A 23,873-nucleotide genomic window follows, 5' to 3' on the forward strand; every position below is an offset into this window, starting at 1 on the left:
CTACTGGAAAGAAGGGCGAAAACGGAAGCGGACTCTCGCCGAAGCGGACTCTCGCCGAACCGGTGCCGTTCCCGCTCTGCAAACCGATGTATCGTCAGCAGGCAAAAATCCTGAACCACTCCGAGAGCGTTCGCTGACAGCGAACCACCGGTTCGGGTGGCTCTGCGGCTGCGTTGATCGAAGCCGGCAGAGCGGTTCGACGGTGCCAGCGCGGCTCGAGACCATCCGAGTGACCGAGCGTGGCGAACGGCTCGAGACCGTCCGAGTGTTTCGAGACAGCCCGAGACGAATTAATCGAGTGCGTACCGCATCCGGAGCTCGAGTTCGTTCGTCGCTTCCATTACCATTTCGGCGTACGTGGTGTGGACTCGGTCCTGCGTGAAGTGGTCGGCCGGGCCGGTGATACTGATGGCGCCGATCTGGTCCGTTTCCGGACTTTCGATGGCGGCGGCGACCGATTGAATGGCGTCGATCCGCTCCCCGACACTCGTCGCGTACCCCTGTTCGCGCACCGTTTCGATGTCCTCCCAGAGTTCGTCGGGCTCCGTGATCGTGTTGTTCGTTTCGCTCGGGAGTCCCGTTTCCGCGATGATCCCGTCGATCGTTTCGTCCGGGAGGGTCGCCAAGATGGCCTTTCCCGCCGCGTTCTGGTGGATCACGTATCGATTCCCGAGCGGCACCGGTTTCCGCAGTCCGTACCGGTCGTTTTCGATGAATACGAAGACGCCGTGGGTCCCGTCCCGAAGAATGAACGAGACCATCTGATCGCTCTCTTCGGCCAGTTCGTCGATCGCCGAGCGGACGGATCGACAGAACTTATCGCGGTCGCGGATGTGGCCCCCGAGGGTCAGTAGCTTGAGCCCGAGCCCGTACCGTCCGTCGTTGTTGACGACGTAGCCGTGTTTCTCGAGGGTTTTCAGGTGCTTGTGGATCGCGCTCTTGGACATGTCGAGCGTCGTCGCCAGTTCCGTGACGCCGACTTCCTCCGACCGGTGTATCTCTTCGATGATAGCGAACACCGTCTGGTCCGATTTCACATACCCCGTCGACTCGGATTCGGACTCCATACAACGTGGTAACGTCATCCCTGGTGATTAATCATTTGCACCGTTGAACGACGTTTTCGAGTGACAGCAGTTCCGTCGGTCGAATTCGAGTGCGTTCTCTCTGGGAGAACAGCCCCTCCAACGTTTCCCGAGAGAGAACGCCTGCTGAGGTGACGATGGTGGTTCGACGGCCTTCAGGGTGGCTCTTGCGTCGCCCTATCGATCAGCCGCTCGAGTACGGTTTCCGCGTGATCAGTCGCTCGAGTACGGTCTTCGAGCGCGGGTCGGAAATCGATGGCCCCCCGATGGACCCAGAACGATGGCCCCCGATGGACTCAGAAGGTCGAGAACTTGTCGCGTCGGTACAGATCCAGTTCGGAAACGACGTTCGGTGGCTCCTGTTGGGCGGCGAAAGCGACCGCGTCCGCGATCGCGTCCGGTTCGGTCACTTCGTTCGGCTCGTACCGCTCTTCGGAGATCCGGTCCCGGTATTCCTTCCCAAACTCCGTTCGAACTTCGGACGGGTTGATCACGGTCACCCCGATCTCGTCCGTCCCGAGCGAGCCGGCAAGGCTGTGCGCGAAGCCCCGCGTCCACCACTTCGTCGCCGCGTAGATCGGCGCTCCGGGTCGGGGATACTGGCCAGCGAAACTCGCGACGAAGACGGCGATGCCCGACGTTTCGCGGAGGTGGGGGATCGCCGCCTGCGTGACGAAGAACATCCCGTCTACGTTCGCCCCCATGACCGTCCGATACTGTTCGGCAGGCATCGTCTCGACGGTCGTGTCGCTCCCGGTTGCGATCCCGGCGTTGTTGACCAGCACGTCCAGTTGGCCGAACGCGTCGACGGTACGTTCGACAGCGTCTCGAACCGCGTCCCTGTCACTGACGTCCGCGGAGCGGACGAGCACGGTACTGTCCGTCTCCGCTTCGATCCGTTCCGCGACCGACTCGAGTTTCGACTCCCGCCGGGCGACGATCGCGACGTCTGCGCCCCGTGCTGCGAGGGCTTCGGCCGTCGCTTCTCCGATTCCAGCGCTCGCACCGGTGACGAACGCGGTTTTCTCCGCTAACGGTCGGTCTATGCTCATAGATACCACTGACCACGTGTCTTCATAAGTATTCCCCGATATCGGCGGGGTGTTCCGTACTATCCGTCCGATGCGGTCCGAATCGAGGGCTCCTGTCGTTCCGTACGAGTTCGTCCGGCGCAGTCGGTCAGAGATCTCGCTCCCGCTGGCTCAGTCTCCCGATTTCGTTCCCGCTGGCGTCGTTTGCCACCAGCCGGCCCGATCGAGGGTGACCAGCAGGCCCGCCGAGAGGGCCATTCCGGTCAGCGCGAACGTCGCGAGAACGGCGAAGAACACTGCCGTCGAGAATCCGTCGAGCACGAATCCGCCGATCGCGATGCTCGCTGCGCCGAGCCCGAATTCGCCGAGATAGGTGTAGCCGTAGGAGAGACCTCGCGTGTCGGCTGGCGTGTGGACCGCGACCGCCTCCTGATAGAACGGCTGGATCGCGAAGAGGAAGAATCCGAGGACGGCACAGAGACCGATGATCGGTAGCAGTCCCATCGACGTCACCGGAATGAACGCGATCGCGAGGACACAGAGCACGCCGAAGATCGCCGCCAGGCCTCGTTCGGCCGGCACGCGATCCGTGAGCTTTCCGCCGGCGTACTGGCCAGCCATTCCGACGACGAGGAGTCCGACGTAGATGTAATCGCCGGGTTCGATTCCCTCGAGTCCTGCCGAGAGTGTCACGTCGCCCATGGCGGGGAGCCCGTGGAGGATTTCCGGAAGGTAGGTGAGCATCCCGCGGTAGAAGAGACCCTCGAAGGTGACGATGACGAAGACGGCGGCGAACGCGCTCGCGAACAGCACCCGCGAGTTAGCGACGAACTCGGAGAGCGAGAGGGCGTCGTCCGAGGCCACCTCGGCGTCGTCCGAGGCCGCGGTCGGGTCGAAGTCGGCCTGGAGGCCGTAGAGTGCCGCGACGAGGCCAGGAATCGCGAGGAGCCCGGCCACGAGCTGCCACTGGTCGAGAACGAACAGGAGCGTCGCCGCGGCGAACGGGCCGAGGGCGATCCCGGCGTTGCCGGCGATGCCGTGCCAGGCGAAGACGGTGCCTCGCTCGTCGACGCCGGTGCTGATCAAGGCGAGTCCGGCGGGGTGGTAGACGCTCGCGGCGATTCCCCAGCAGATGAGTCCGGCCGCGATGGTGTAAATCGACGTCGCGAGCGCGAGCAGGAGGAACGCGCCGCTCATACCGGTGAGACAGAGCAAGATGAGTCGTTTCGGACCGAATCGGTCGGCGAGGATGCCGCCGGGGAGCGCGCCGAGCCCGAACGGGGCGTATCCCAGCGCGACGATGACCCCGACCAGTGCGACCGAGACGTCGAACTCCGCGAGCCAGACGACGAGGAATATCGGAATCGATGTTTCGAACCAGTGGACGAGCGAGTGGCCGGCCATCGTGAAACCGGCGATCGCCTGATCGTTTGTATCTAGTCCCATAGTGTTCAGATTGATTGCTCGTGGGATTGAACCACTCCGGGTCACTTATCAATTGTGAACTGCTCGGCAGGCGCTGGGAGAATACCAGTCACCGATACAACAGAAATCCCAATAGTTCGAACCATGTCCAACAAACTCGACTCAATTGGAACAGTATTCCACCAACTACCCGTCGCGGCACCTCCTGTAACGGAAACAGCCGTGCAGACTGTAAACGTTTATGGCCTGTTATCGCATGCCATGCTACATCATGGCTAAAGCCATCGCACCGACCGTCGCAGGTATCGGTACCGTTCCGAACGGGACGCACTCGGCACCGGAACGAGATCTCGCACTGACAGTCGTTCGAGACGCCCTCGCGGACGCGGCGTTCGAGCTGTCCGCCGTCGACGGGCTCTACATGCCCGCCCCCCGCCCGTGGACGCCGCAGGGGTTCTTTTCGACCTATCTGCTGCACTTGCTCGGGCTCGACGTGAACCGCTCGCTCGAGGTCTCGACCGGGGGGACGAGCGGCGGACACGCGTTTCACGCCGCCGTCTCGGACGTCCGGGACGGAACGGTCGAGACGGCGCTCGTCCTGGCGGTGGAGCGAAACTCGATCGTCGACACGACGGGGCCGTACTTCGACTACATTCTCAAGTCGTTCGACGCGGAGTTCGAGTCGCCGATCGGAATGACCGTTCCGGCGGCGTACGCGCAGAGCATGCAGCGGTACGTCCACGAGTACGCCGTCGATCGCGAGGACCTCGCCGAAGTCGTCGTCAAAAACCGCGAAAACGGCGCCGCGAATCCGGACGGACTCTTCGACGAGAGCCCGACCCGGGAAGACGTACTCGACGCTCGCCCGATCGCCGACCCGATCCGCCTGTTCGACTGTCCGGCTCCGTGTGACGGCGCGGCCGCGATACTCCTCACTCGAGACGACCCCGCGTCATCGGCGTCGTCACGGCCGATATCGGTCGGTGGAACCGGATACCACCACGCACCGAGTCACTTCCTGATGAGCCGGGAGACGCCGATCACGGAACTCCCGGCCGTCGGCTGCGCCGTGAACGTGGCGACCGATCTCGCCGACGTCTCGGTCGCCGATATCGACGTCTTCGAACCGTACGCGCCGTTTCCCCACATCGAGGCGATCGTCACGGAGGAGCTGGGCCTCGCCGAGCGCGGTGGCGGCGTCGACGCCTGCCTCGAGGGTCGAACGGCGCCGGATGGCCCGGTTCCGGTCAGTCCATCCGGCGGCTGTCTCGGACGGGGACATCCGCCGATGGTGACGCCGCTTCTCAACTACGTCGAGGCGGTGAAACAGCTTCGCGGGACGGCCTCGACCCAGATTCCGGACGCGGAGCGTGTCCTCACGACCGCGGAACATGGCCACGTCAACGGTGTAACCGCGACCGTGTTCACGACGGAGGTGTGATCGATGGAGCCCTACACGCAACCGTTCTGGGAGTCCCTCCGGGACGGCACGGTCCTGGTTCACGCCTGCGAGAGCTGCGACGAGCGGTTTTTCCCGCCGAGTCCGATCTGTCCGCACTGTCACTCGACCGCCGTCGACTGGTCGGAGACGACGGGGCGCGGGACGCTCTTCTCGTTTACGCGGACCCACGCAACGGCGGCGGCGTTCGACGACGACCTCGTCGTGGGCACCGTCGAACTGGACGCCGGGCCGAAACTGCTCGCGCCGATCGACGAACCGTACGCGGCCCTCGAGATCGGCGACCGCGTCGTCATCGACGCCGTCGAGTACGACGCCGACTACGATCGCGGCTGGCTCGAGGGGTACCCGTTCTTCGCGGCGCGGACGCTCGAGGACTGATCGCGCGGGTCCCGTCTCGAGATCGGTGCGCGTCGACCGAACTGACGGTGGTGGCGGTCGTTGCGAGGAGAGGCCGGGGACGGTGCGCTCGACGAAGACTGCGGTGGCTCTCGGTCGGCGAAACCCGCTGAAAAAGACGATCGTCGCTAGTCTTCGACGGCGTTGATGGAGTCCGTCGCCGATCGCTGGCTCACCCGTTCGCGGATCGGTTTCTGGAGTTGGACCCCCATCAGAACGAAGATGACTGCGACGCAGCCGAGACGGATCGTCGTGTCCGGATAGACCATCGCGAGGACGCCGAGGACGAAGAAGACGGCCCTGATTGGGTATTCGACGAACAGACTCTCGTGGTAGAACGACCCGTAGTAGTTGAGGCCGTGAGAGATTCCCAGTGCGCCGGCCAGTGCGATCAGGCCGGAGAAGAACGTCTCGACGCCGAAGCCACCGACCACGAGCTCGGGATTGTAGATGAACGCGAACGGCAGGACGTAGATCGGTGCGGAGATCTTCAGCGCCTCGTGGGCCGTCCGCCAGAAGTTGCTCTCGGCGATCCCCGTCGCGACGACGACGGCGATCGCGATCGGGGGCGTCAGTCCGGAGAGAATCGCGGCGTACAGCACGAAGAAGTGCGCCGCGAGGTCGGGGACGAAGAACTGCTGGATCAGCGCCGGCGCGATCAGCGCGGCGACGATGACGTACGCGGCGACCGTCGGCATTCCCATGCCCAGGACGATCGAGATGACCATCGCCAGGATGACCGCAGTCAACATGACCCCGCCGGAGAGGTCGAGCAGGGCCAGCGAGAGAATTCCCGGAATGCCCGACGCGGTGAAGACGTCGACGACGCCGTTGATGGCGGCGATGATGATCGCGATCGGTGCGAGGATCATCGCGCCTTCTCTGAAGCCAGTCGCCGCATCGCCGAGGAGACTGACGAACTCGGCCGGGAGATCGCCGCCTTCCGTCGCCGTCTGGACCAGCGGGAACCCGAAACCGGTGACGAACATCGCGACGATGGTGTACAGCGCGGCCGTGAGCACCGTGTACTGGAGGATGCCGAGGACGTAGATCAGGAGGGCGAACGGAATGCCGAACCGGAGACACTGGATAACGAACTCCTTCTGGGACATCTGCTCCTCGAACTGGCTCTCGACGTCGATCTTGGTCGTCTGATCGCGGAGCTGTCCGATGCCCTTGTAGTGGACGGCGAAGGTGACGGACCCGTAGAAGATCATGGCGGGAATGATACCCGCGATGATCACGTCGACGTACGTGATCCCGAGCAGCGACGCCATGACGAACGCAGCCGCGCCCATGATCGGAGGCATGATCTGCCCGCCGGTCGAGGCGACGGATTCGATCCCGCCCGCGGTCTCGCCTTTCATCCCCGTCTCCTTCATCAACGGGATCGTGAACGAACCGGTGATCGCCGTATTCGCCGCCTGGCTGCCGGTGATCGAGCCGATGATGATGCTCGAGGTCACCGCGGAGAGGGCGACGCCCGACCGGACGTAGTTGGCCGACCGGAGTCCGATCCGCATGATGAGGTCGAACGCTCCAAAGCCGCGCATGAGCCCCGCGTACAGCAGGAACAGGGCGACCCACGTTGCGATAATTCTGGATATCGAACCGTAGACCCCCTGGAAGTCGAGCACCATGATGCTCATCATGCGGTTGACGCTGAACCCGGCGTGGCGCAGGATACCCGGGACGTAGTTCCCGTAGAGCCCGTACAGTATCACGCCGACGATCACGGCCAGGAACGACAGCCCGTAGGCCCGGTACGACAGGTACAGGATCACCAGGAAGAACGCGGCGGCTATCACGTACTCGCGCGGCAGCGCCGTTCCGACGCGGACCCGCAACAGCTCGTTGTAGAACGTGATCATGTACGCCGTCGTGACGGCGGTGATAATTGCCGAGAGGGAGAGCCCGACTAACCCCAGTTTATCCCCGTCCTCGTACGCTTCGATGAGTTCGTTTCCGAGATAGACGAGCATAATCGACCCGAGAAACGTGATCGTGAAGAGAATCCGCTGAATCCCCTGGGTGAACGCGTAGTACAGAATCCAGGTCCAGGCGAGGATCGCTGCTGCCGTAACTGCGTCGTTGGCGATCTCTAATCTGTTTTTATCGGCTGTTGAATAAACCATATATGGCGGTGACGGGTTGAACGAGTGTTATTCGTCGCCGCGAGTCCAGCTGTCGTCCCAGACGTCGTTCTCTTCGTACCAGTCCGCGGCACCCGGGTGAATCGGGATCTCGTCCGTGTGCGTCAACGCGAACGTGAAGTTCGACGGATCGGACCAGTCGAGGATGGTCGGATTCGCTTCCTGCATCGACTCGTAGTTGTTGTGGCAGATCTCCATCAGGTCGTAGATGGCGTCCGCCGGGACGTCCGGGCTGAAGTAGTACGGATAGGTCTCCGTCCACGTGTGCTTCGGGAAGTTACCGCCCTGCACGTCCTGCTCCCAGCCGCCGATCTCGTCGACCTCTTCGTACCCCGCGCCGGCGAAGTCCTGTGCCGCTTGCACGTAGTCGTCGGTCATCTCGATCGCCCTGACGGAAACCCGCGAGTCGATCTCCGCCGCCCACGAGGGGAGCTGGGTGTAGTTCGAAGTGTACACGATGAACGCCTCGACCCGCCCTTCCTCGAGTGCGCTGGCGGCTTGGGTCGTCTCGACGTTGACGACGTTCTCCGAGAGCCCTTGCCAGAGGCCGGCGTTACCGTACATCTCCTCCGTCATCGCGCGCAGTCCCCAGCTGGCGGGGAGCGCGTAGACGTCCCTGCCCGCGAGGTCGTCGGTCGTCTGGATGTCGCTGTCCTCGAGGGCCATCCAGTAGAGGTTGAGCGAGAGGTGACCGAACCCTAACTGCGGGAAATCGGAGACGGGATCGTCTTCGAACGGCCCCGTCTCGGTCAGCGCCTGATTCATGATGTAGTTCCCCGCAGAGTACGAGTTGATCTCACCGTCCGCGTACAGGCGGATCGACTGCGGGTCACCGCCCGCGTCCTGCGTAATGAAATTGAGGTAATCGGACTGCTGACTGACTACCCGTTGAATCGCCTGCGAGTTCCCGTACGTGGACGATCCCGAGGAGGACGAGCCGACAGTCAGGTCGACCTGGTCCCCACCGCCCCCACCGCCGAGACAACCCGCGAGCGATAATGCCCCGATTCCAGCCGTACCCTTTAGTACGCCCCTGCGTGTCTGCCTACCATTCTCAAACATCGTTATACATGATACGGGGATCTCTATTTAAATCTTTTGTAGGTTTTCACTGCCATTCCGGCTATCGCCGGACTTGAGGCGGAAATGTGACTACAACTGATGTAATTTGTTGAACGCTGTTGCGAGTATTTCTCGATCATATGTATGATAGACAAGAGACGACCGAATCCGATAGCTGCGTGCATATAAACGATGGCGCTTCGGACCGATGTGTCGACGGTAGCTCTTTTGTGTTCCAGGCAATACTTATCACTATCACATGAACCGCACCTCGAGCGTGACAGTCACGCGGCGACACCCACGGAGCGCCCCGGACCGATGACGACGATAGAGCCGACCGCGTACCTCGAGCGCCGAGACGGGACGTTCCTCGACGACCTCCGATCGCTGCTCGCCCAGCCGTCGATCAGCGCGACCGGCGAGGGGATCGACGACTGCGCGACGATGGTCCGGCAGTCGTGTCTCGAGTACGGGTTCGACGAGGCGGAGCTCGTCGAGACGCCGGGCCGTCCGGCCGTCGTCGCTCGCGCGTCCGCCGACGGCGAGTCGACCGAGACCGGACCGACGGTACTGCTCTACGGCCACTACGACGTCCAGCCGGCGACGGCTTCGGAGTGGCAGTCACCGCCGTTCGACCCGACCGTCCGCGAGGGGCCCGACGGCGAACAGCGTCTCTACGCGCGCGGGGCCGGCGACAACAAGGGGCAGTGGTTCGCCCACCTCTGTGCGGTTTGCGCGCTGCGCGAGACGACGGGGCTCCCGACCGACGTGACCCTGGTGATCGAAGGCGAGGAGGAGAGCGGCAGCGAACACCTCGAGTGGCTCGTCCGCGAGCATCGCGAGGACCTCGGCGCGGACGTCGCGATCGTGGCCGACGGGTCGATCGACGCGTCGGGCAGACCGCACGTGCTGCTCGGTTCGCGGGGGTTGCTCTACGTCGACATCGAGGCGACGGGAGCGAACCGCGACCTCCATTCGGGGAACTTCGGCGGCCCGGTTCCCAATCCGGCCACCGCGATCGTCGACCTCGTCGCCTCGCTCCGGGACGAGGACGGCCGGATCGCGCTCGAGGGCTTTCACGACGACGTCCGTCCGCTGACCGATCGCGACCGCGAGGTACTCGAGGCGATCCCGCTCGACGAGGAGGCGGTGAAAGCCGACCTCGGCCTGTCGGCGCTCGCGACGGACGCGGACGAGGGATACACCGAGCGGCTGCTCTGTCGGCCGAACCTGAACGTCGCCGGACTCGACGCGGGCTACGACGGAGACGGGATGAAAACGGTGTTGCCGTCACGCGCTCGAGCGAAGATCGACTTCAGGCTGGTCGCCGATCAGGATCCCGACGACGTCTTCGACTCGCTGTCCCGCCACGTCGAGGAGCGGATACCGGCCGGAATCGAGGTCGACCTCTCGCGGGTGGCGGCGATGGCTCCCCAGCGGACGCCGGCGGACAGTCCAGTCGTCGAGCCGGTACTGCGAGCCGTCGGCGAGGGCTGGAACCGTGAGCCGATTCTCAAACTCTCGCTCGGCGGTTCGGTCCCGACGTACGTCTTCGCCGACACCCTCGACGTCCCCTGCCTGGTCGTCCCCTACGCCAACGCCGACGAGAACAATCACGCACCCGACGAGAACATTTCCCTCTCCTGTTTCCGGGCGGGTGCCCGGACCACCGTCGCGATTCTCGAGGCCCTGTCCGAATCGATCCTCGACTGAGTCGAACGGCGGGGTCTCTCCGCTCGAGCGATCGTCGACGACGGTCGCTCCCTCCTGCGCGAGCGTTGGACGCGGACGCCGTTCCGAGTCCGCTGCTCGATACCGCGAGGAGGGTTCCGTCACCGTCCAGCAGCGTCCCCGCCGAGATTCGGTATCGTACCACGCGGCCATTCCTGCCGCGGCCAGGCCTCCGAGTCGACGGTTTGGGTGGGTATACCAATCCTTTAGTCGAGACCCGACAATCGGTACCTATGCAGGGGACGCCAGACCTAGATACGTTCACGTCACGCCGATCGACCGTATACGCCACGCGCGGCGTCGTCTCGACGAGCCAGCCGCTCGCCGCGGAGGCGGGAGTCGCAGCGCTCCGGGACGGCGGTAACGCGTTCGACGCGGCCGTCGCGACCGCCGCGGCACTGAACGTGGTCGAGCCGACGTCGACCGGCCTCGGCGGCGACGTCTTCGCGCTCTACAAGACCGCCGACGGCGAGGTCGGCGCGCTTCGGAGCTGCGGTGGCGCGCCGGCGGACGCGTCGCTCGAGGCCGTCCGCGATCGAGTCGCCGAGGAGGAGGACGTCGATCCCGACGACGCGGCGATGCCCGAGTACGGCCCCCTCACGGTGACCGTCCCCGGAACCGCCCGCGGCTGGGAGCGCACCGTCGAGGAACTGGGCGAACTGAGTCTCGCCCGAGCGCTCGAGCCGGCGATCGAGTACGCGACGGAGGGCTTTCCCGTCTCGGAGATCATCGCCGACCAGTGGGCACAGGCGGCCGCCGTCCTCCGCGGGGACAACGCTCGATCGGCGTACCTCCCCGGCGGGCGCGCGCCGGCCGTCGGCGAGCGCGTGCGACTCTCCTCGCTGGGCGAAACCATGCAACGCATCGCCGACGAGGGCGCTGACGTCGTCTACGAGGGCGATATCGCGGACGAAATCGTCGAGGAGGTCCGGTCGCGCGGGGGCTTCCTCTCGCACGACGACCTCGCCGGCTTCGAGCCCGAGTTCGTCGACCCCGTCAGCACGACCTACAGCGGTGCCGAGATCTACGAACTCCCGCCGAACAATCAGGGCCCCGTCGCGCTCGAGGCGCTCAACATCGCCGAAGCGCTCGAGGCGGGCGAGCACCCGCCCGATTCGCCCGAACGGCTCCACCTCGCCGCCGAGGCGGCGAAGCGAGCCCTGACCGACGGCCTCCACCACGTCACCGATCCCGCGTTCGAGGACGTCCCCGAGATCGCGTCGAAACCGTACGCGGCCGACCGCGCCGCCGAGATCGGCTCGGAAGCGACGAGCGACGTCGACGTCGGCTTCCCGAACGACCGCGCGGAGGATGCCGATACCGTGTTGCTGTCGGTCGCCGACGAGGCGGGGAACGTCGTCTCGTACATCAACTCCCGGTTCAAGGACTTCGGCAGCGGCGTCGTCGCCGGCGACACCGGGATCGCCCTCCAGAACCGGGGGAGTTCGTTCTCGCTCGACCCCGAGCATCCGAACCGCTTCGAGCCCGGGAAGCGGCCGTTCCACACGCTGATTCCCGGTATCGTGCGCTTCGACGAGGACGATTGGGCCGCCTTCGGCGTCATGGGCGGCTACATGCAGCCCCAGGGGCACCTCCAGGTGCTGCTGAACCTCCTCGACGACGGGATGTCGATCCAGGAGGCCCTGGATTTCCCGCGCTGGCGCTACCAGGTGGACGGACAGCTGGCCGTCGAGGGGCGGTTCGACGGTGAGGTGCTGACGAAACTCGCCCGGCGCGGCCACGAGGTCCGCGTGATGCCACCGCTGCACTTCGGCGGCGGCCAGATCGCCCGCAACGCGGACGGCGTCCTCTCGGGGGGGACGGACCCGCGAAAGGACGGCGCGGCGATCGGATTCTAACCTCCGCGAGCCCTGCGTTCCCTCGGCCGGTAGCCGCGACGCCCTCGGATACCCGCGCGGCGTAAACTATATCCGCCCCGCCGGGACACGTTTCGTGAGCATGCAACCATTAGCGGGCATTACCGTGATCGATGCGACCCAGGCGCTCGTCGGCCCGTTCGCGGGCCAGACGCTCGGCGACCTCGGGGCGGACGTGATCAAGATCGAACGCCCGGGCCACGGCGACCTCACGCGGACGTACTCGCCGCAGTACGGCGAGGAGCTCTCCGCGTACTTCGTCAGCACGAACCGGAACAAGCGCAGCGTCAGTCTGGACCTCACGACGGCGGCGGGGCAAGCGATCCTCCGCGACCTGGTCGAAGCGGCCGACGTCTTCATCCAGAACTTCTCGCCCGGTAACGAGGAGGTCTTCGGTGCGGAGTACGAGACCTTCTCGGAGATCAACGACGAACTGGTCTACTGCGACATCTCCGGCTACGGGCCGGACAGCCCCTACGCCGACCGGAAGTCGTTCGATATCATCCTCCAGGGCGAATCGGGGATGATGAGCGTCACCGGAACCGAGGACCAGCCCGCCCGGATCGGCGTCTCGATCTGTGACCTGGCGGGTGCGATGACGGCCATCTACTCGATCGTCACGGCGCTGTACCACCGCGAGCGAACCGGCGAGGGCGAGTACATCGACGTCTCGCTGCTGGACGCCAGCTTCCAGTTCCTCGGCTACCACGTCTCGAACTACTTCGCGACCGGCGAGAACCCGACGCGAATGGGGACCCGCCATCCGAGCCTCATGCCCTATCAGGCGTTCGAGACGGCCGACTCCCACATCGTCGTCGGCGTCGTGAGCGAACACATCTGGCCGAAGCTCTGTCGCGCGCTCGACCGCGAGGAGTGGATCGACGACGAGCGGTACGCGACGTTCTCCGACCGCGTCGAGAACAGGGACGAACTCGATCCCGTCCTCGACGAGATGTTCGCCGAGCGGACGACCGACGAGTGGATGGATATCCTGCAGGCCGAGGACGTTCCCTGTACGCCCGTTCAGGACGTCGAAACGCTGGTCGACGACCCGCACATCGAAACGCGCGGGATGATCGCCGAGATGGAACACCCGGAGCTCGGGACGTTCAAGTCTCCGGCCAACCCGGTCAATTTCGCCTCGCTCGAGACCGACGCCGAGGGCCCGCCGCCTCGCCTCGGCGAACACACCGACGAGGTGCTGTCGGAACTCGGGTACGACGACGACGAGCGCGAACGGCTCCGGTCGAACGACGTCATCTAACGTCGGTCCGCGACCGCCCGCGGTGAGCAGGACTCACCACTCGAGCGGTTAGACGATCGTGACGGGCTGTGTGGCGTTGAGAATTACGTCCTGGGTGACGCTTCCGAACACCGCCTTTCCGACCGGCGAGCGCTTCCGGCCGGGAATGACGATGGTGTCGGCGCCGATCGACCCGGCGTGTTCGACGATCTCTTCGCCGGGGTCGCCGTGGCGGCGTTCGACGTCGACCGCCACGCCGGCCGCGGCGAGCCGATCGCGAGCGGCCGCGACCGAGTCGGGGATCTCGTCTTCGTCGTAGAGGTCCTCGGACTGGACGTTTCCTCCGTCGTCGATCGCCTGGAACTCCTTGAATACGTTCACTATCGACACCGCGATGTCGTCGAGATCGGCGTCGAGACCGGCCTCGTCGCCGAGACCCGTCACGAAATCCGCCGCATTCGTCGCTCGCGTCTCGTCCTCGTCGATCGGAACAACGATCTGGTACATGGACTCCTGCTAGGGTTCGCAGTCCAGCTACATAGTCGTATTCGAGAGCGTGGCGAGTTCTGACGATCGGCCGCTTCCGTTACGGCCCCTTTATGTCAGATGTGAGACTACGATTCCGGTTCGTCGGACGAGTCGCGCGAGTCGGGGTTGTCGGGCGCGTCGGGCGGACCGCGCGCGGCTCGATACACCTCGAGCTGGTCGAGGAGCCGCTGATCGCGTTCGGCCGTCAGCCGTTCGCTATCGGTCTCCGACCAGTCGTAGACGCCCCGTTCGGCTTTCACCCCGTGGCGGCCCTCGTCGACGAGTTCGGTCAGCACCGCCGCCGGCGACGTCCCCCGGTCGATCTCGCCCAGCAACTCGGAGAGCACCTTGTGGTGCACGTCGAGCCCGGAGTGATCGCCCTTCTCGAGCACGCCGAGGGTCGGCAGCCGAAAGCCGAACGTCCCCTTCACCGCGCGATCGATGTCCTCGGCGCTCGCGACGCCCGACTCGAGCAGTGCCCACGCCTCGTGAGCCATCGCCGACTGGATTCGATTGGCGATGAACCCCGGGATGTCCCGCTCGACGACGACGGGGTCCTTGCCGATGGACTCGAGGAACGCCGCGGCGGTGTCGACCGTCTCGTCCGCAGTTCGGTCGCCGTAGACGACCTCCACGACGGGGACGATGTGCGCCGGGTGGAACCAGTGCGTGCCGCAGAAACGCTCGGGTCGAGAGAGCGACGACGCAAGTTCGGTGATCGACAGCGAGGAGGTGTTCGTCGCCAGCGTCGCGGACGCCGACGCGTGGCGTTCGATCTCCTCGTAGACGGCCGCCTTCGTCTCGCGGTCCTCGGTCACCGCCTCGATGATCAGCGGCGCGTCCCCGACGGCCGCCGCCAGATCGGTCGTGTACGCGACGCGGTCGCGAACGTCGTCGGCGTCGGTCACGTCCGCGACGCCGCGGTCGGTGAGCGTTCCGACGGTCGATCCGATCTCCGATTCCGCGTCCCGTACCGCGTCCTCGTCGATGTCGAACAGGGTGACGGGCTGGCCGCCGACCGCGCTGGCGACGGCGATGTTGCGTCCCATCGTCCCGGCACCGACGATCGCGGGGCGAGGCGCTGCCTCCCGAGTATCCGACGGCTGGTCGGCCATGGTCGACCCTCTCGGGGACGTCCAATAACACTTTCGTGGTGGCCGGTCTGGAATGCGGTAGATGAGCTACCAGAACTACCTCGAGGGCGGGAAGCTGATCCTGACCGTCCCGACGACGGGGGGCGTACAGGGGAAGGAGGCGAACCCGAACCTGCCCGAACAGCCAGACGAAATCGCCGAGGCGGCCCGCGAGTGCGAGAAGCTCGGCGCGGCCATCGTCCACCTTCACGGACGGAACGAACGCGGCGAGCGCGACGCGGATCGCTTACAGGAGATCAACGACGCCGTCCGTGACCGCTGCGACGACGTCATCGTCCAGAACACGACCGGTGGGACGGGGATTCCGCTCGAGCAGCGGGCGACGGGCATCCGGACCGATCCGCTCCCCGACATGGCGTCGCTCGACATGGGGCCGATGAACCGGTACCAGCACATCACGTCGGAGAACACCCGCCACATGATCGACACGCTGGCGGCGGAGATGCAGGAGAAGGGAATCAAACCGGAGATGGAGGTGTTCAACAACGGCCACCTGAACGAGGTCTACCGCCTCATCGACGAGGGCCTGCTCGACGAGCCGTACTACATCAACCTCATCTTCGGCCCGGGGACGCTCACACCGCCGACGCCGGAGAACATGGTCAACATGGTGAACAACCTCCCGGAGAACTCGATCTTCAACGTGCTCGCGATCGGACCGCACCAGCTCCCGCTGACGACGATGGGAATCGTGATGGGCGGCCACGTCCGGATCGGCATGGAGGACAACCTCTACTACCGCCGCGGCGAACCCGCCGAGAGCAACGCGCAACTCGTCGAGCGAACGGTGCGCATCGCCGACGAACTCGACCGCGATCTCGCGACGCCCGCGGATGCCCGGGAACTGCTCGGAATTCCGACTCGCTAATCGGGGACTTCCGTTCGGTAATCGCGGATTCCGGCTCGACGACCGGCGTACCCGCGCGGCCTCGCGGATCGGGACCGCCGATCGGCGTACCCGCTCACTCCGATTCTGCCTCGCGGTAGAACTCGCAGTCGCGTTCGTGGGTCAACTCGTGGCGGTCGTTGCAGACGTCCGCGCGCATCGGCGAGACGAACGCCTCGACGACGCCGCAGTAGGCGCGCTCGGTATCGAACTCGAGGTCTCCGTCTGACCGACGGTACGAGAGGTACGGACAGGTCATGTCTCCTTCCAGACGCCCGATCTACGAATAGCTACTGGTGGAATGCGGACCGGAGAGTGTTTATGCCGGGTCGCGTACCATGCGATATCATGGAACGGTGCCCCGGCTCGAGTCACGAGTACGATTGCGCGTTTCTCGACGAGGCGATCACCGACGGACGCGTCGCACACGGAACGAGCGTCCGCGAACAGTACGCGTCCGACGAGAGCCCCCACGCCGGGCGACTGCCGGACGCCGTCGTCTGGCCGGCGTCGACCGACGAGGTCGCGGCGGTTCTCGCGGCGGCGAACGACCGCGGCGTGCCGGTCACGCCGCGGTCGGGCGGCTCGGGACTCGAGGGCAACGCCATCCCGACCGCCGGCGGCATCGTCCTCAGCACGGCCGAGATCGAACACGTCGAGGTGTCGCCGGACGACCTGCAGGCGACCGTCGGCGCAGGCGTCGTCTACGACGACCTGAACGAGCGGCTCGCGCCCTACGGGCTACGGTTCGCGCCCGGCATCTCGAGCGGCGACGTGGCGACGGTCGGCGGGATGGTGGCGACGAACGCGAGCGGCTTCAACGCGGTCCGCTACGGCGAGACGCGCGACCACGTCCGTCGTCTCGAGGTCGTCACCGCCGACGGGCGCGTGGTCGAGTGCGGCCGGGACGTCGTCAAGACGTCCGCGGGCTACAGCCTGAAAGACCTCTTCGTCGGGAGCGAGGGGACGCTGGGCGTCGTCACCGAGGTGACGCTGGGCCTGATCGGCATCCCCGAACACCGGCGGGCGGCGCTGGTGACGTTCCCCTCGCGCGTCGACGCCTCCGGGGCCGTTGCGGACGCGATCGGGTCGGCGCTGGTTCCCGGCGCGATCGAGTTCATCGACACGACGGCGGTGAAGATGTTGAACGCCTACCGCGACGACGTCTCGTTCGAGGAGCGGCCGACGCTGATCATCGAACTGCACGCGAACAACGGCGGAATCGAGGAGGACCTCGCGTTCGCGAAGGCGATCTGTGAGGACCACGGGATGCGCTCGTGGGAAGCGGCGGCCGAAGAGAACCTGGACGACATCTGGCAGGCGCGCCGCGACAAGTACCACGCGACGAAGGCGTACCGCGAGGACTGGGAGGTGGCGCTGGTCGGCGACGTCGTCGTGCCGATTTCGGCGTACCCCGAGATCGTCGACGAAGTCGCCCGGGCCAGCGAGGACCTCGACCTGATGACCTCCTGCGTCGGTCACGCCGGGGACGGGAACCTCCACTTCACGCCGCTCGTCGATCCCGACGACGAGGAGATGCTCGAGCGGGCCCACGAGCTGAACGAGCGCGTCGTCCGGACGGCGATCTCGCTCGGCGGGAGCGCGACCGGCGAACACGGCGTCGGCATCGGAAAGCGCCAGTTCATGGAGGGGGAACACGGGCCGGCGCTCGACCTCATGCGCTCGGTCAAGGAGACGTTCGACCCGAACGGGATTCTGAACCCCGGAAAGGTCCTCCCCGACTCCTGAACTGCGAATCGCTCCCGCTCGAGTCCGGGACCTCGAGCCACACTCTGTCGGCGTCTCGACCACCCACGGCCCGCGGTATCGCCGTCTCTCCGGGAACGGCCCGTCCCCGTTTCGCCAATACATTCATATAATGGCTTGGTAAAACGGGGCATGATAGCATGTATTCGGACTTCGCAGCGCGGTTAGCCTCGAGTATCTGGCCCGACTTCGGTCGAACGCCGGCTCGCTCGACGGAGACGCCCGAGATCACCGGCCTGTCGACGGTCGTCGTCGACGGCAACTTCCCGTGGACGATCGTCCGCCTCGAGACGGACGCCGGCGTGACGGGAATCGGCGAATCGTACCCGTCGCCGGGCGTTCACGAGGTGATCACGGACTACTTCGAGCCCGTCCTCGTCGGCGAGAACCCGCTCGACGTCGAGCGGCTCTACCACCTCATGCGGGAGAGCCTCTCGGGCCGGGGCTCCCAGCAGGGGATCGGGACGATCGCGATCAGCGGCATCGAACTCGCGCTCTGGGACGCCGCCGGCAAGATCCTGGAGCAGCCGGTCTACCAGCTTCTCGGCGGCAAGATGCGCGAGGCGGTGCGCATGTACGCGGACTGCCACGCCGGCGAGGGGATGGTCGAGTCGGCGCTCAACGAACAGCCCGAGGAGACCTACGAGGCGGCAGCTTACGCCCGCGCCGCCCGGGCGGCGGTCGACGACGGCTACGAGATCGTCAAGTTCGACCTCGACGTCCCCTCGGGTCGGGACGTCGACACGCTCGCGCGCCACTTCGACCGCCCGGAGATCGAGCACAAGCGCGGGTTGGTCGAGGCCGTGACCGACGAAGTCGGCGACGAGGCGGAGGTCGCCGTCGACCTCCACTGGAATTTCAGCGTCGAGGCGACCGAGAAGCTGTGTCGGGCGCTCGAGCCCTACGACCTCGCGTGGATCGAGGACCCGCTCCCGCCGGAGAACGCGGACGCGCTGGCCACGCTCAACCGGAGCGTCGAGCAACCGCTGCTCACCGGGGAGAACCGTTACGGTCGCCACGGCTTTCGCGACCTCGTCGAGACGGAGGCCGTCTCCTTCGTCGCGCCCGACGTGCCGAAGACCGGCGGCATCGCGGAGACGAAGAAGATCGCCGAACTGGCCGACACCTACTACCTGACGATGAGCCCCCACAACATCGGCAGCCCCGTCGCGACGATGGCCGGCGTCCACGTGGGGGCGACGGTCCCGAACTTTCTCGCGCTCGAGTTCCACGCCCGCGACGTGCCGTGGTGGGACGACCTCGTCGCCGACGACGACCCGCTCATTCAGGACGGGTACATCGAGGTCCCGGACCGGCCGGGTCTCGGTATCGAACTCGATTGGGACGTCGTCGAGGACCACCGGAAGGAGTAAGCGGCCGTTCGACTCCCGTCACCGGTCGCCGGCTCCCGTTCGCGTTCGTGGTTACAGCGACCGAGTCCCGGCGCACTCGTCTCGAGGCGTGTCACCAGCGTGCCGATTCGCGGTAGGATCGATCGACGTTCGGGCACGGAGACGCCCGGATGGCCGAGCGAACCCGGTCGGCCAGGGCTCGAGACTGCGGCGTCGCCCGCTCGTCCGCGTCGCGGACGCCGGCCGGGAGTATCGCGTCGTCCGCCGGCGCTTTCGAGTCGGTCATCGGTTCAGGCGTCCGGCCAGCGCTCGATGTAGACGGCCTTGTCGGTGTAGAAGTGGATCATGTCCTCGCCCTGCGCGTGGAGGTCGCCGAAGAACGAGTCCTTCCAGCCGCCGAAGTGGAAGAACGCCATCGGCGCGGCGGTCCCGACGTTGACGCCGAGATTCCCGATCTCGCCCTCGTGGCGGAATTTCCGGGCGTCCGCGCCGCGCCCCGTGAAGAGGCTCGCGGCGTTGCCGAACTGGCTCTCGTTCATCCGGTCGATCGCCTCGTCGACGTCAGCGACGGGGGCGAGACCGAGCACCGGTCCGAAGATCTCCTCCTGCGAGATGACCATATCCGCGGTGACGTCGCCGAAGACGGTCGGCGCGAGGAAGTTTCCATCCTCGTAGCCGTCGACGGTGACGTCCCGTCCGTCGAGCAGGAGCTCTGCACCCTCCTCGATGCCGGTCTGGATGTAGTTCCGGACCGTCTGCTCGTGTTCCGGGCTGATGAGCGCCCCGATGTCGGTCTCCTCGTCGAGGCCGTCCCCGACGACCTGCGAGTCGGCTTCCTCGACAACCAGCTCGCTGAACTCGTCGTAGACTGCTTCCTCGACGAGGACGACGTCGTTGGCGAGACACCGCTCGCCGCCGCACGCGCAGGCCGACGAGACCGTCTTCTCGGCGGCGAACGCGAGGTCGGCGGTCTCCGTGACGATGATGTGATTCTTCGCGCCGCCCTGTGCCTGAACGCGCTTGCCGTTCTTCGCCGCACGCTCGTAGACGAGCTTCGCGATGGGCGTACTCCCCACGAAGGACGCCCCCTCGACGCCCTCGTGGTCGAGGAGCGCGTTGACGGTGTCGGGACCGCCGTTGACGAGCTGGAGAACCCCGTCGGGGAAGCCCGCTTCGTCGACGAGTTCGAACAACCGCTGGGCGACGAGCGGATTCTGCTCGCTGGGCTTGAGAATGAAACTGTTCCCGGTCGCGACGGCGTACGGGAGGAACCACAGCGGAATCATCCCGGGGAAGTTGAACGGCGTGATCGCGGTGAAGACGCCGAGAGGCTTTCGAACCGCGCTCTCGTCGATCTCCGGCGCGGCGTTCAACAGCGATCCACTCTGCATCATCGACGGGATGCCGCAGGCGACCTCCACGTTCTCGATACCGCGACGGAGTTCGCCGCGGGCCTCCGCGAGGGTCTTGCCGTGATCCTCGACGAGGAGTTCCGCGAGCTCGTCCTGGTGGTCCTCGAGGAGCGTCTTCAGGCGGAACAGCGGCTGGATTCGTTCTTCGACGGGACGCGCCGACCAGTCTTCGAACGCCTCGTTTCCGGTGCGGACGAGCTCGTCGATGTCCTCGGCGGAACTGAACGGGACCGTCGCCAGCTCTTCGCCCGTCGCCGGGTTCACGCTCGTCAACTCCTCGTCGCCCGAGGCGTCTCGCCACTCGCCGTCGACGTAGTTCCGTACCGTCCGACTCTGCCCGATCGATTCTAATTCGACCATGGACCGACTACCGTGAGTGGCGAAATAAAATCTTCGGTCGTATGGGATTTTGTTCGAATATAATGGGGTACCACTCAACTAGATCCTAAATATTGGGATAAATACAGGATAATAATGGAGAAATATTCTCGCACCAGGAAAGATTAATGAGTCGTGGTTCCGTAGCCTTGCGAAAGGATGGCAGAGGAACCACCACTGTCGGAAGAGCGGAGTGAGGTAGAGCGTCTCGACAAGAAGTACGTCTTCGGAACCTGGTCGTTCCAGAGCGAGGTCGATCCGACCGAAGTCGTCGGCGGGGAGGGCGTCCGCTTCACGGACGGATCGGGCGACGAGTTCATCGACTTTTCGGGCCAGCTCATGTGTTCGAACCTCGGCCACTCGGCCGACGCCGTCGCCGACGCGATCGCGAAACAGGCCCAGGAGGGAGCGTACTTCGCACCCGGGTTCGCGACGGAAGCGCGCGCTCGACTCGGCGAGAAACTCGCCGAGGTAACGCCGGGGACCCTCTCGAAGACGTTCTTCTCCACCAGCGGCACCGAGGCGGTCGAGGCCGCGATCAAGATCGCTCGGATGTACACGGGCAAGCAGAAGATCGTCTCGCGGTACCGCTCCTACCACGGTGCGACCGCCGGCTCGATCAGCGTCACCGGCGACCCGCGTCGACTGAAGGCCGAACCCGGCATCCCGGGGGCGATCAAGGCACCCGACCCGTACGCCTACGGCTCGACGCTCGACCCGATGGAGAGTCTGGAGTACATCGACGAGATGCTGATGCTCGAGGGCGATACCGTCGCGGCGATCCTCGTCGAGCCGATCGTCGGCTCGAACGGCATCCTCGTCCCGCCCGAGGAGTATCTGCCGCGGCTGAAGGAAATCGCCCACGACCACGGTGCGCTCCTGATCTGTGACGAGGTGATGGCCGGCTTCGGTCGCACCGGCGAGTGGTTCGGCTGCGACGTCTTCGACGTCACGCCCGACATCATGACGATGGCGAAGGGACTCTCGGGCGCGTACGCCCCCCTCGGAGCGACGATCGTCACCCCCGAGATCGCCGACCACTTCGAGGACGAACTGTTCTGTCACGGACACACCTACGCGGGCCACCCCGTCGCCTGCGCGGCCGGCCTCGCGGCCGTCGAAACCTACCAGGAGGAGAACCTCATCGACCACGCCAGCGAGGTCGGCGACTCCCTCGGCGACCGCCTCGAGGAACTGGCCGACGCCCACCCGAGCGTCGGCGACACGCGGGGGGTCGGCCTCTTCCGCGGAATCGAACTGACGAGGGACCCTGACGAGCGCGTCCCCTTCGGAGAGCGCGAGGACAAGATCTCGACGGGGTCGACGGTCGTCGACGACGTCGCCGCGGCCGCCGCCGACGAAGGCGTCTACGTCGCGAACATGATCAACACGCTCATTATCGCACCGCCGCTGCCGATCACCGAACCGGACATCGACGAGGCCGTCGCGGCCCTCGACACCGCGCTCGAGGTCTCCGACGCCGCGATGGACCGCTGACGGGCCGGGGAGCCCGCCGCCCTCGGACGCACCACCGAACCCGATCCACACTTATGAACACTGCTACCGTATAACACAATTATGCTCGACGATCCACCCGAATCCGATACCGACGCGCCCGCGAACATCACCCACTGGTACGATCCGTCGTCGACGGCGACGACGATCACCGACGGCGACGGGACGCGTGTCGTCGACGACGACGGGACCGAATACCTCGACTTCGTCTCGCAGCTGTACTGCGTCAACGCCGGGCACGGAAACCGGGCGATCGTGGACGCGATGACCGACCAACTGCAGCGGATTCAGTACGTCTCGTCGGCCAAGCGGACGCCGGCGCGAACCGAGCTGAGCCGGGAGCTCGCCGCGGTCGCCCCCGACTCCCTGTCGAACGTGTTGTTCTCGGTCTCGGGGAGCGAGGCGAACGAACTCGCGATGACGATCGCCCGCGACTACGCGGACGCGCCGAAGGTGCTGTCCCGCTGGCGGTCCTACCACGGCTCCACGTACGGTGCGGGGAGCACGACCGGCGACCCGGAAACGCGCGAGCCGCTCGAGGCCCACGCGTCGACGTCGGGCGCGGTGAAGTTCCTGCCCCCGATGTCCTACGACTCGCCGTTCGACGCGGACACGCCGGCGGAACTCGCCGAGGCCGCGGCCGACCACCTCGAGTTCGTCATCAAAAACGAGGGGCCGGACACGATCGCGGCGATCCTGACCGAGCCCATCGCCGGCACGAGCGGCGCGTACACCGCACCGCCAGGCTACTTCGAGCGCGTGCGCGAACTCTGTGACGAGTACGACATCCTCCTGATCGTCGACGAAGTGATCACCGGATTCGGCCGCTGCGGAGACTGGTTCGGAATCCAGACGGCGGGCGTCGAGCCGGACATGCTGACGTTCGCGAAGGGCGTGACGAGCGCGTACGCGCCGCTGGCGGGCACGATGATGCGACCGGAGATCGCCGAACAGGTGCGGTCCGGCGGATTCGACATCGGACAGACGTTCGGCGGTCACCCGGTCGGCTGCGCCGCCGGCGTCGCCGCCCTCGAGGAGTACGCGGACGGATTGATCGAGAACGTCCGCGCCGCGGACGACGCCTTCGCCGATCGCCTCTCGGCGCTCGAGCGGACCCACGACGTCGTCGCCGACGTCAGAGGGAGGGGCTTCCTCCGCGCCGTCGAGTTCGCCGATCCCGAGACCGGAGCCCCGTTCCACGACCCGCGAGTCGACGATGGCGACAACCCCGTCCGGGACGTGATCGACGCGGCGGGCGATCGTGGCGTGCTGTTCGGTGCCGGACGCCCGGCGACGCAGCTCATGCTCGCACCGCCACTGTGTGCGACCACGGACGAGATCGATACGGCGGTCGAGACGCTCGGATCGGCGATCGATACCGTCTTCTGACCGGTTCGATCCGCCGCCCGGAGTATT

General features: G+C 65.8%; 20 protein-coding genes. 10 read left to right on the forward strand and 10 right to left on the reverse strand.

What is annotated here, in order from left to right:
- Window positions 1-290: 290 nt before the first annotated feature.
- The 3 genes from BMX07_RS17395 to BMX07_RS17405 all read right to left on the reverse strand — a co-directional run bounded on the left by BMX07_RS17395 (window position 291) and on the right by BMX07_RS17405 (window position 3,562).
- Window positions 291-1,067, reverse strand: coding sequence for an IclR family transcriptional regulator (locus BMX07_RS17395; protein ID WP_090620296.1), 777 nt, complete (start codon window positions 1,065-1,067; stop codon window positions 291-293).
- A 314-nt stretch (window positions 1,068-1,381) separates the two neighbouring features.
- Window positions 1,382-2,137, reverse strand: coding sequence for an SDR family oxidoreductase (locus BMX07_RS17400; protein ID WP_090620298.1), 756 nt, complete (start codon window positions 2,135-2,137; stop codon window positions 1,382-1,384).
- Between the two features lie 150 nt (window positions 2,138-2,287).
- Window positions 2,288-3,562 carry an MFS transporter gene (locus tag BMX07_RS17405; RefSeq protein ID WP_090620301.1) on the reverse strand — a complete coding sequence of 425 codons (1,275 nt, stop codon included), beginning with the start codon at window positions 3,560-3,562 and terminating at the stop codon, window positions 2,288-2,290.
- Window positions 3,563-3,812: 250 nt separating this feature from the next.
- On the opposite strand from BMX07_RS17405, the gene BMX07_RS17410 reads away from it, so the two are divergent.
- A complete protein-coding gene (locus BMX07_RS17410) occupies window positions 3,813-4,982 on the forward strand; it encodes a thiolase family protein (RefSeq protein WP_090620304.1) in 1,170 nt (389 codons plus the stop codon).
- 3 nt (window positions 4,983-4,985) lie between these two features.
- Window positions 4,986-5,381: a Zn-ribbon domain-containing OB-fold protein gene (locus BMX07_RS17415; protein WP_090620307.1), complete on the forward strand. Its 396-nt coding sequence runs from the start codon at window positions 4,986-4,988 to the stop codon at window positions 5,379-5,381.
- 146 nt (window positions 5,382-5,527) lie between these two features.
- On the opposite strand, the gene BMX07_RS17420 is transcribed toward BMX07_RS17415, so the two are convergent.
- Together BMX07_RS17420 and BMX07_RS17425 are read right to left on the reverse strand one after the other, a co-directional pair.
- Window positions 5,528-7,534 (reverse strand): TRAP transporter permease, encoded by a 2,007-nt coding sequence (locus BMX07_RS17420; RefSeq protein ID WP_090620310.1) that lies wholly within the window; start codon window positions 7,532-7,534, stop codon window positions 5,528-5,530.
- Window positions 7,535-7,561: 27 nt separating this feature from the next.
- Entirely contained in the window at window positions 7,562-8,614 is a 1,053-nt protein-coding gene (locus tag BMX07_RS17425; RefSeq protein ID WP_090620313.1) for a TAXI family TRAP transporter solute-binding subunit, read from the reverse strand.
- 318 nt (window positions 8,615-8,932) lie between these two features.
- On the opposite strand from BMX07_RS17425, the gene BMX07_RS17430 reads away from it, so the two are divergent.
- From BMX07_RS17430 to BMX07_RS17440, 3 genes are all read left to right on the forward strand, one after another.
- Window positions 8,933-10,327: a M20/M25/M40 family metallo-hydrolase gene (locus tag BMX07_RS17430; RefSeq protein WP_090620316.1), complete on the forward strand. Its 1,395-nt coding sequence runs from the start codon at window positions 8,933-8,935 to the stop codon at window positions 10,325-10,327.
- Window positions 10,328-10,578: 251 nt separating this feature from the next.
- Window positions 10,579-12,204 carry a gamma-glutamyltransferase family protein gene (locus BMX07_RS17435; RefSeq protein WP_090620319.1) on the forward strand — a complete coding sequence of 542 codons (1,626 nt, stop codon included), beginning with the start codon at window positions 10,579-10,581 and terminating at the stop codon, window positions 12,202-12,204.
- 100 nt (window positions 12,205-12,304) lie between these two features.
- Window positions 12,305-13,486 carry a CaiB/BaiF CoA transferase family protein gene (locus tag BMX07_RS17440; protein WP_090620322.1) on the forward strand — a complete coding sequence of 394 codons (1,182 nt, stop codon included), beginning with the start codon at window positions 12,305-12,307 and terminating at the stop codon, window positions 13,484-13,486.
- A 48-nt stretch (window positions 13,487-13,534) separates the two neighbouring features.
- Here the strand turns inward: BMX07_RS17440 and BMX07_RS17445 are convergent, their stop codons facing one another.
- Together BMX07_RS17445 and BMX07_RS17450 are read right to left on the reverse strand one after the other, a co-directional pair.
- A complete protein-coding gene (locus tag BMX07_RS17445) occupies window positions 13,535-13,972 on the reverse strand; it encodes a universal stress protein (protein WP_090620325.1) in 438 nt (145 codons plus the stop codon).
- Between the two features lie 107 nt (window positions 13,973-14,079).
- Window positions 14,080-15,108, reverse strand: a complete 1,029-nt coding sequence (locus BMX07_RS17450; RefSeq protein ID WP_090620328.1) for a 3-hydroxyacyl-CoA dehydrogenase family protein — start codon at window positions 15,106-15,108, stop codon at window positions 14,080-14,082.
- A 61-nt stretch (window positions 15,109-15,169) separates the two neighbouring features.
- Here BMX07_RS17450 and BMX07_RS17455 point away from each other — a divergent pair, with 61 nt between their 5' ends.
- Window positions 15,170-16,015, forward strand: coding sequence for a beta-keto acid cleavage family enzyme (locus BMX07_RS17455; protein ID WP_090620331.1), 846 nt, complete (start codon window positions 15,170-15,172; stop codon window positions 16,013-16,015).
- A gap of 94 nt (window positions 16,016-16,109) precedes the next feature.
- On the opposite strand, the gene BMX07_RS17460 is transcribed toward BMX07_RS17455, so the two are convergent.
- The gene (locus BMX07_RS17460) at window positions 16,110-16,292 is read right to left on the reverse strand and encodes a hypothetical protein (protein ID WP_090620335.1); all 183 of its coding nucleotides are present in this window, start codon (window positions 16,290-16,292) and stop codon (window positions 16,110-16,112) included.
- An 89-nt stretch (window positions 16,293-16,381) separates the two neighbouring features.
- Here BMX07_RS17460 and BMX07_RS17465 point away from each other — a divergent pair, with 89 nt between their 5' ends.
- Window positions 16,382-17,782 carry an FAD-binding oxidoreductase gene (locus tag BMX07_RS17465; RefSeq protein WP_090620336.1) on the forward strand — a complete coding sequence of 467 codons (1,401 nt, stop codon included), beginning with the start codon at window positions 16,382-16,384 and terminating at the stop codon, window positions 17,780-17,782.
- Window positions 17,783-17,940: 158 nt separating this feature from the next.
- Complete coding sequence (locus BMX07_RS17470) at window positions 17,941-19,173, forward strand: mandelate racemase/muconate lactonizing enzyme family protein (RefSeq protein ID WP_090620340.1); 1,233 nt, start codon at window positions 17,941-17,943, stop codon at window positions 19,171-19,173.
- 91 nt (window positions 19,174-19,264) lie between these two features.
- Here BMX07_RS17470 and BMX07_RS24595 read toward each other — a convergent pair whose 3' ends face one another.
- Window positions 19,265-19,438, reverse strand: a complete 174-nt coding sequence (locus tag BMX07_RS24595; RefSeq protein ID WP_175480184.1) for a hypothetical protein — start codon at window positions 19,436-19,438, stop codon at window positions 19,265-19,267.
- A gap of 4 nt (window positions 19,439-19,442) precedes the next feature.
- Window positions 19,443-20,924, reverse strand: coding sequence for a CoA-acylating methylmalonate-semialdehyde dehydrogenase (locus BMX07_RS17475; protein WP_090620343.1), 1,482 nt, complete (start codon window positions 20,922-20,924; stop codon window positions 19,443-19,445).
- A gap of 177 nt (window positions 20,925-21,101) precedes the next feature.
- Between BMX07_RS17475 and BMX07_RS17480 the strand changes: the two genes are divergently transcribed.
- Both BMX07_RS17480 and BMX07_RS17485 read left to right on the forward strand, forming a co-directional pair.
- Window positions 21,102-22,439, forward strand: a complete 1,338-nt coding sequence (locus BMX07_RS17480; RefSeq protein ID WP_090620346.1) for an aminotransferase family protein — start codon at window positions 21,102-21,104, stop codon at window positions 22,437-22,439.
- A gap of 81 nt (window positions 22,440-22,520) precedes the next feature.
- Window positions 22,521-23,846 carry an aminotransferase family protein gene (locus BMX07_RS17485; protein ID WP_090620349.1) on the forward strand — a complete coding sequence of 442 codons (1,326 nt, stop codon included), beginning with the start codon at window positions 22,521-22,523 and terminating at the stop codon, window positions 23,844-23,846.
- Window positions 23,847-23,873 lie beyond the last annotated feature (27 nt).

The sequence above is a fragment of the Natrinema salaciae genome, from assembly GCF_900110865.1.
In the GTDB taxonomy this organism is placed as follows: Archaea; Halobacteriota; Halobacteria; order Halobacteriales; family Natrialbaceae; genus Natrinema; species Natrinema salaciae.

Excerpts from the sequence above, each read along its gene's own strand:
- BMX07_RS17415 (WP_090620307.1), top strand. The coding sequence starts at position 4,986 with ATGGAGCCCTACACGCAACCGTTCTGGGAGTCCCTCCGGGACGGCACG.
- BMX07_RS17475 (WP_090620343.1), bottom strand. The coding sequence starts at position 20,924 with ATGGTCGAATTAGAATCGATCGGGCAGAGTCGGACGGTACGGAACTAC.
- BMX07_RS17480 (WP_090620346.1), top strand. The coding sequence starts at position 21,102 with ATGGCAGAGGAACCACCACTGTCGGAAGAGCGGAGTGAGGTAGAGCGT.
- BMX07_RS17400 (WP_090620298.1), bottom strand. The coding sequence starts at position 2,137 with ATGAGCATAGACCGACCGTTAGCGGAGAAAACCGCGTTCGTCACCGGT.
- BMX07_RS17430 (WP_090620316.1), top strand. The coding sequence starts at position 8,933 with ATGACGACGATAGAGCCGACCGCGTACCTCGAGCGCCGAGACGGGACG.
- BMX07_RS17420 (WP_090620310.1), bottom strand. The coding sequence starts at position 7,534 with ATGGTTTATTCAACAGCCGATAAAAACAGATTAGAGATCGCCAACGAC.
- BMX07_RS17460 (WP_090620335.1), bottom strand. The coding sequence starts at position 16,292 with ATGACCTGTCCGTACCTCTCGTACCGTCGGTCAGACGGAGACCTCGAG.
- BMX07_RS17485 (WP_090620349.1), top strand. The coding sequence starts at position 22,521 with ATGCTCGACGATCCACCCGAATCCGATACCGACGCGCCCGCGAACATC.
- BMX07_RS17450 (WP_090620328.1), bottom strand. The coding sequence starts at position 15,108 with ATGGCCGACCAGCCGTCGGATACTCGGGAGGCAGCGCCTCGCCCCGCG.
- BMX07_RS24595 (WP_175480184.1), bottom strand. The coding sequence starts at position 19,438 with ATGACCGACTCGAAAGCGCCGGCGGACGACGCGATACTCCCGGCCGGC.
- BMX07_RS17470 (WP_090620340.1), top strand. The coding sequence starts at position 17,941 with ATGTATTCGGACTTCGCAGCGCGGTTAGCCTCGAGTATCTGGCCCGAC.
- BMX07_RS17395 (WP_090620296.1), bottom strand. The coding sequence starts at position 1,067 with ATGGAGTCCGAATCCGAGTCGACGGGGTATGTGAAATCGGACCAGACG.
- BMX07_RS17455 (WP_090620331.1), top strand. The coding sequence starts at position 15,170 with ATGAGCTACCAGAACTACCTCGAGGGCGGGAAGCTGATCCTGACCGTC.
- BMX07_RS17410 (WP_090620304.1), top strand. The coding sequence starts at position 3,813 with ATGGCTAAAGCCATCGCACCGACCGTCGCAGGTATCGGTACCGTTCCG.
- BMX07_RS17425 (WP_090620313.1), bottom strand. The coding sequence starts at position 8,614 with ATGTTTGAGAATGGTAGGCAGACACGCAGGGGCGTACTAAAGGGTACG.
- BMX07_RS17435 (WP_090620319.1), top strand. The coding sequence starts at position 10,579 with ATGCAGGGGACGCCAGACCTAGATACGTTCACGTCACGCCGATCGACC.
- BMX07_RS17465 (WP_090620336.1), top strand. The coding sequence starts at position 16,382 with ATGGAACGGTGCCCCGGCTCGAGTCACGAGTACGATTGCGCGTTTCTC.
- BMX07_RS17440 (WP_090620322.1), top strand. The coding sequence starts at position 12,305 with ATGCAACCATTAGCGGGCATTACCGTGATCGATGCGACCCAGGCGCTC.
- BMX07_RS17405 (WP_090620301.1), bottom strand. The coding sequence starts at position 3,562 with ATGGGACTAGATACAAACGATCAGGCGATCGCCGGTTTCACGATGGCC.
- BMX07_RS17445 (WP_090620325.1), bottom strand. The coding sequence starts at position 13,972 with ATGTACCAGATCGTTGTTCCGATCGACGAGGACGAGACGCGAGCGACG.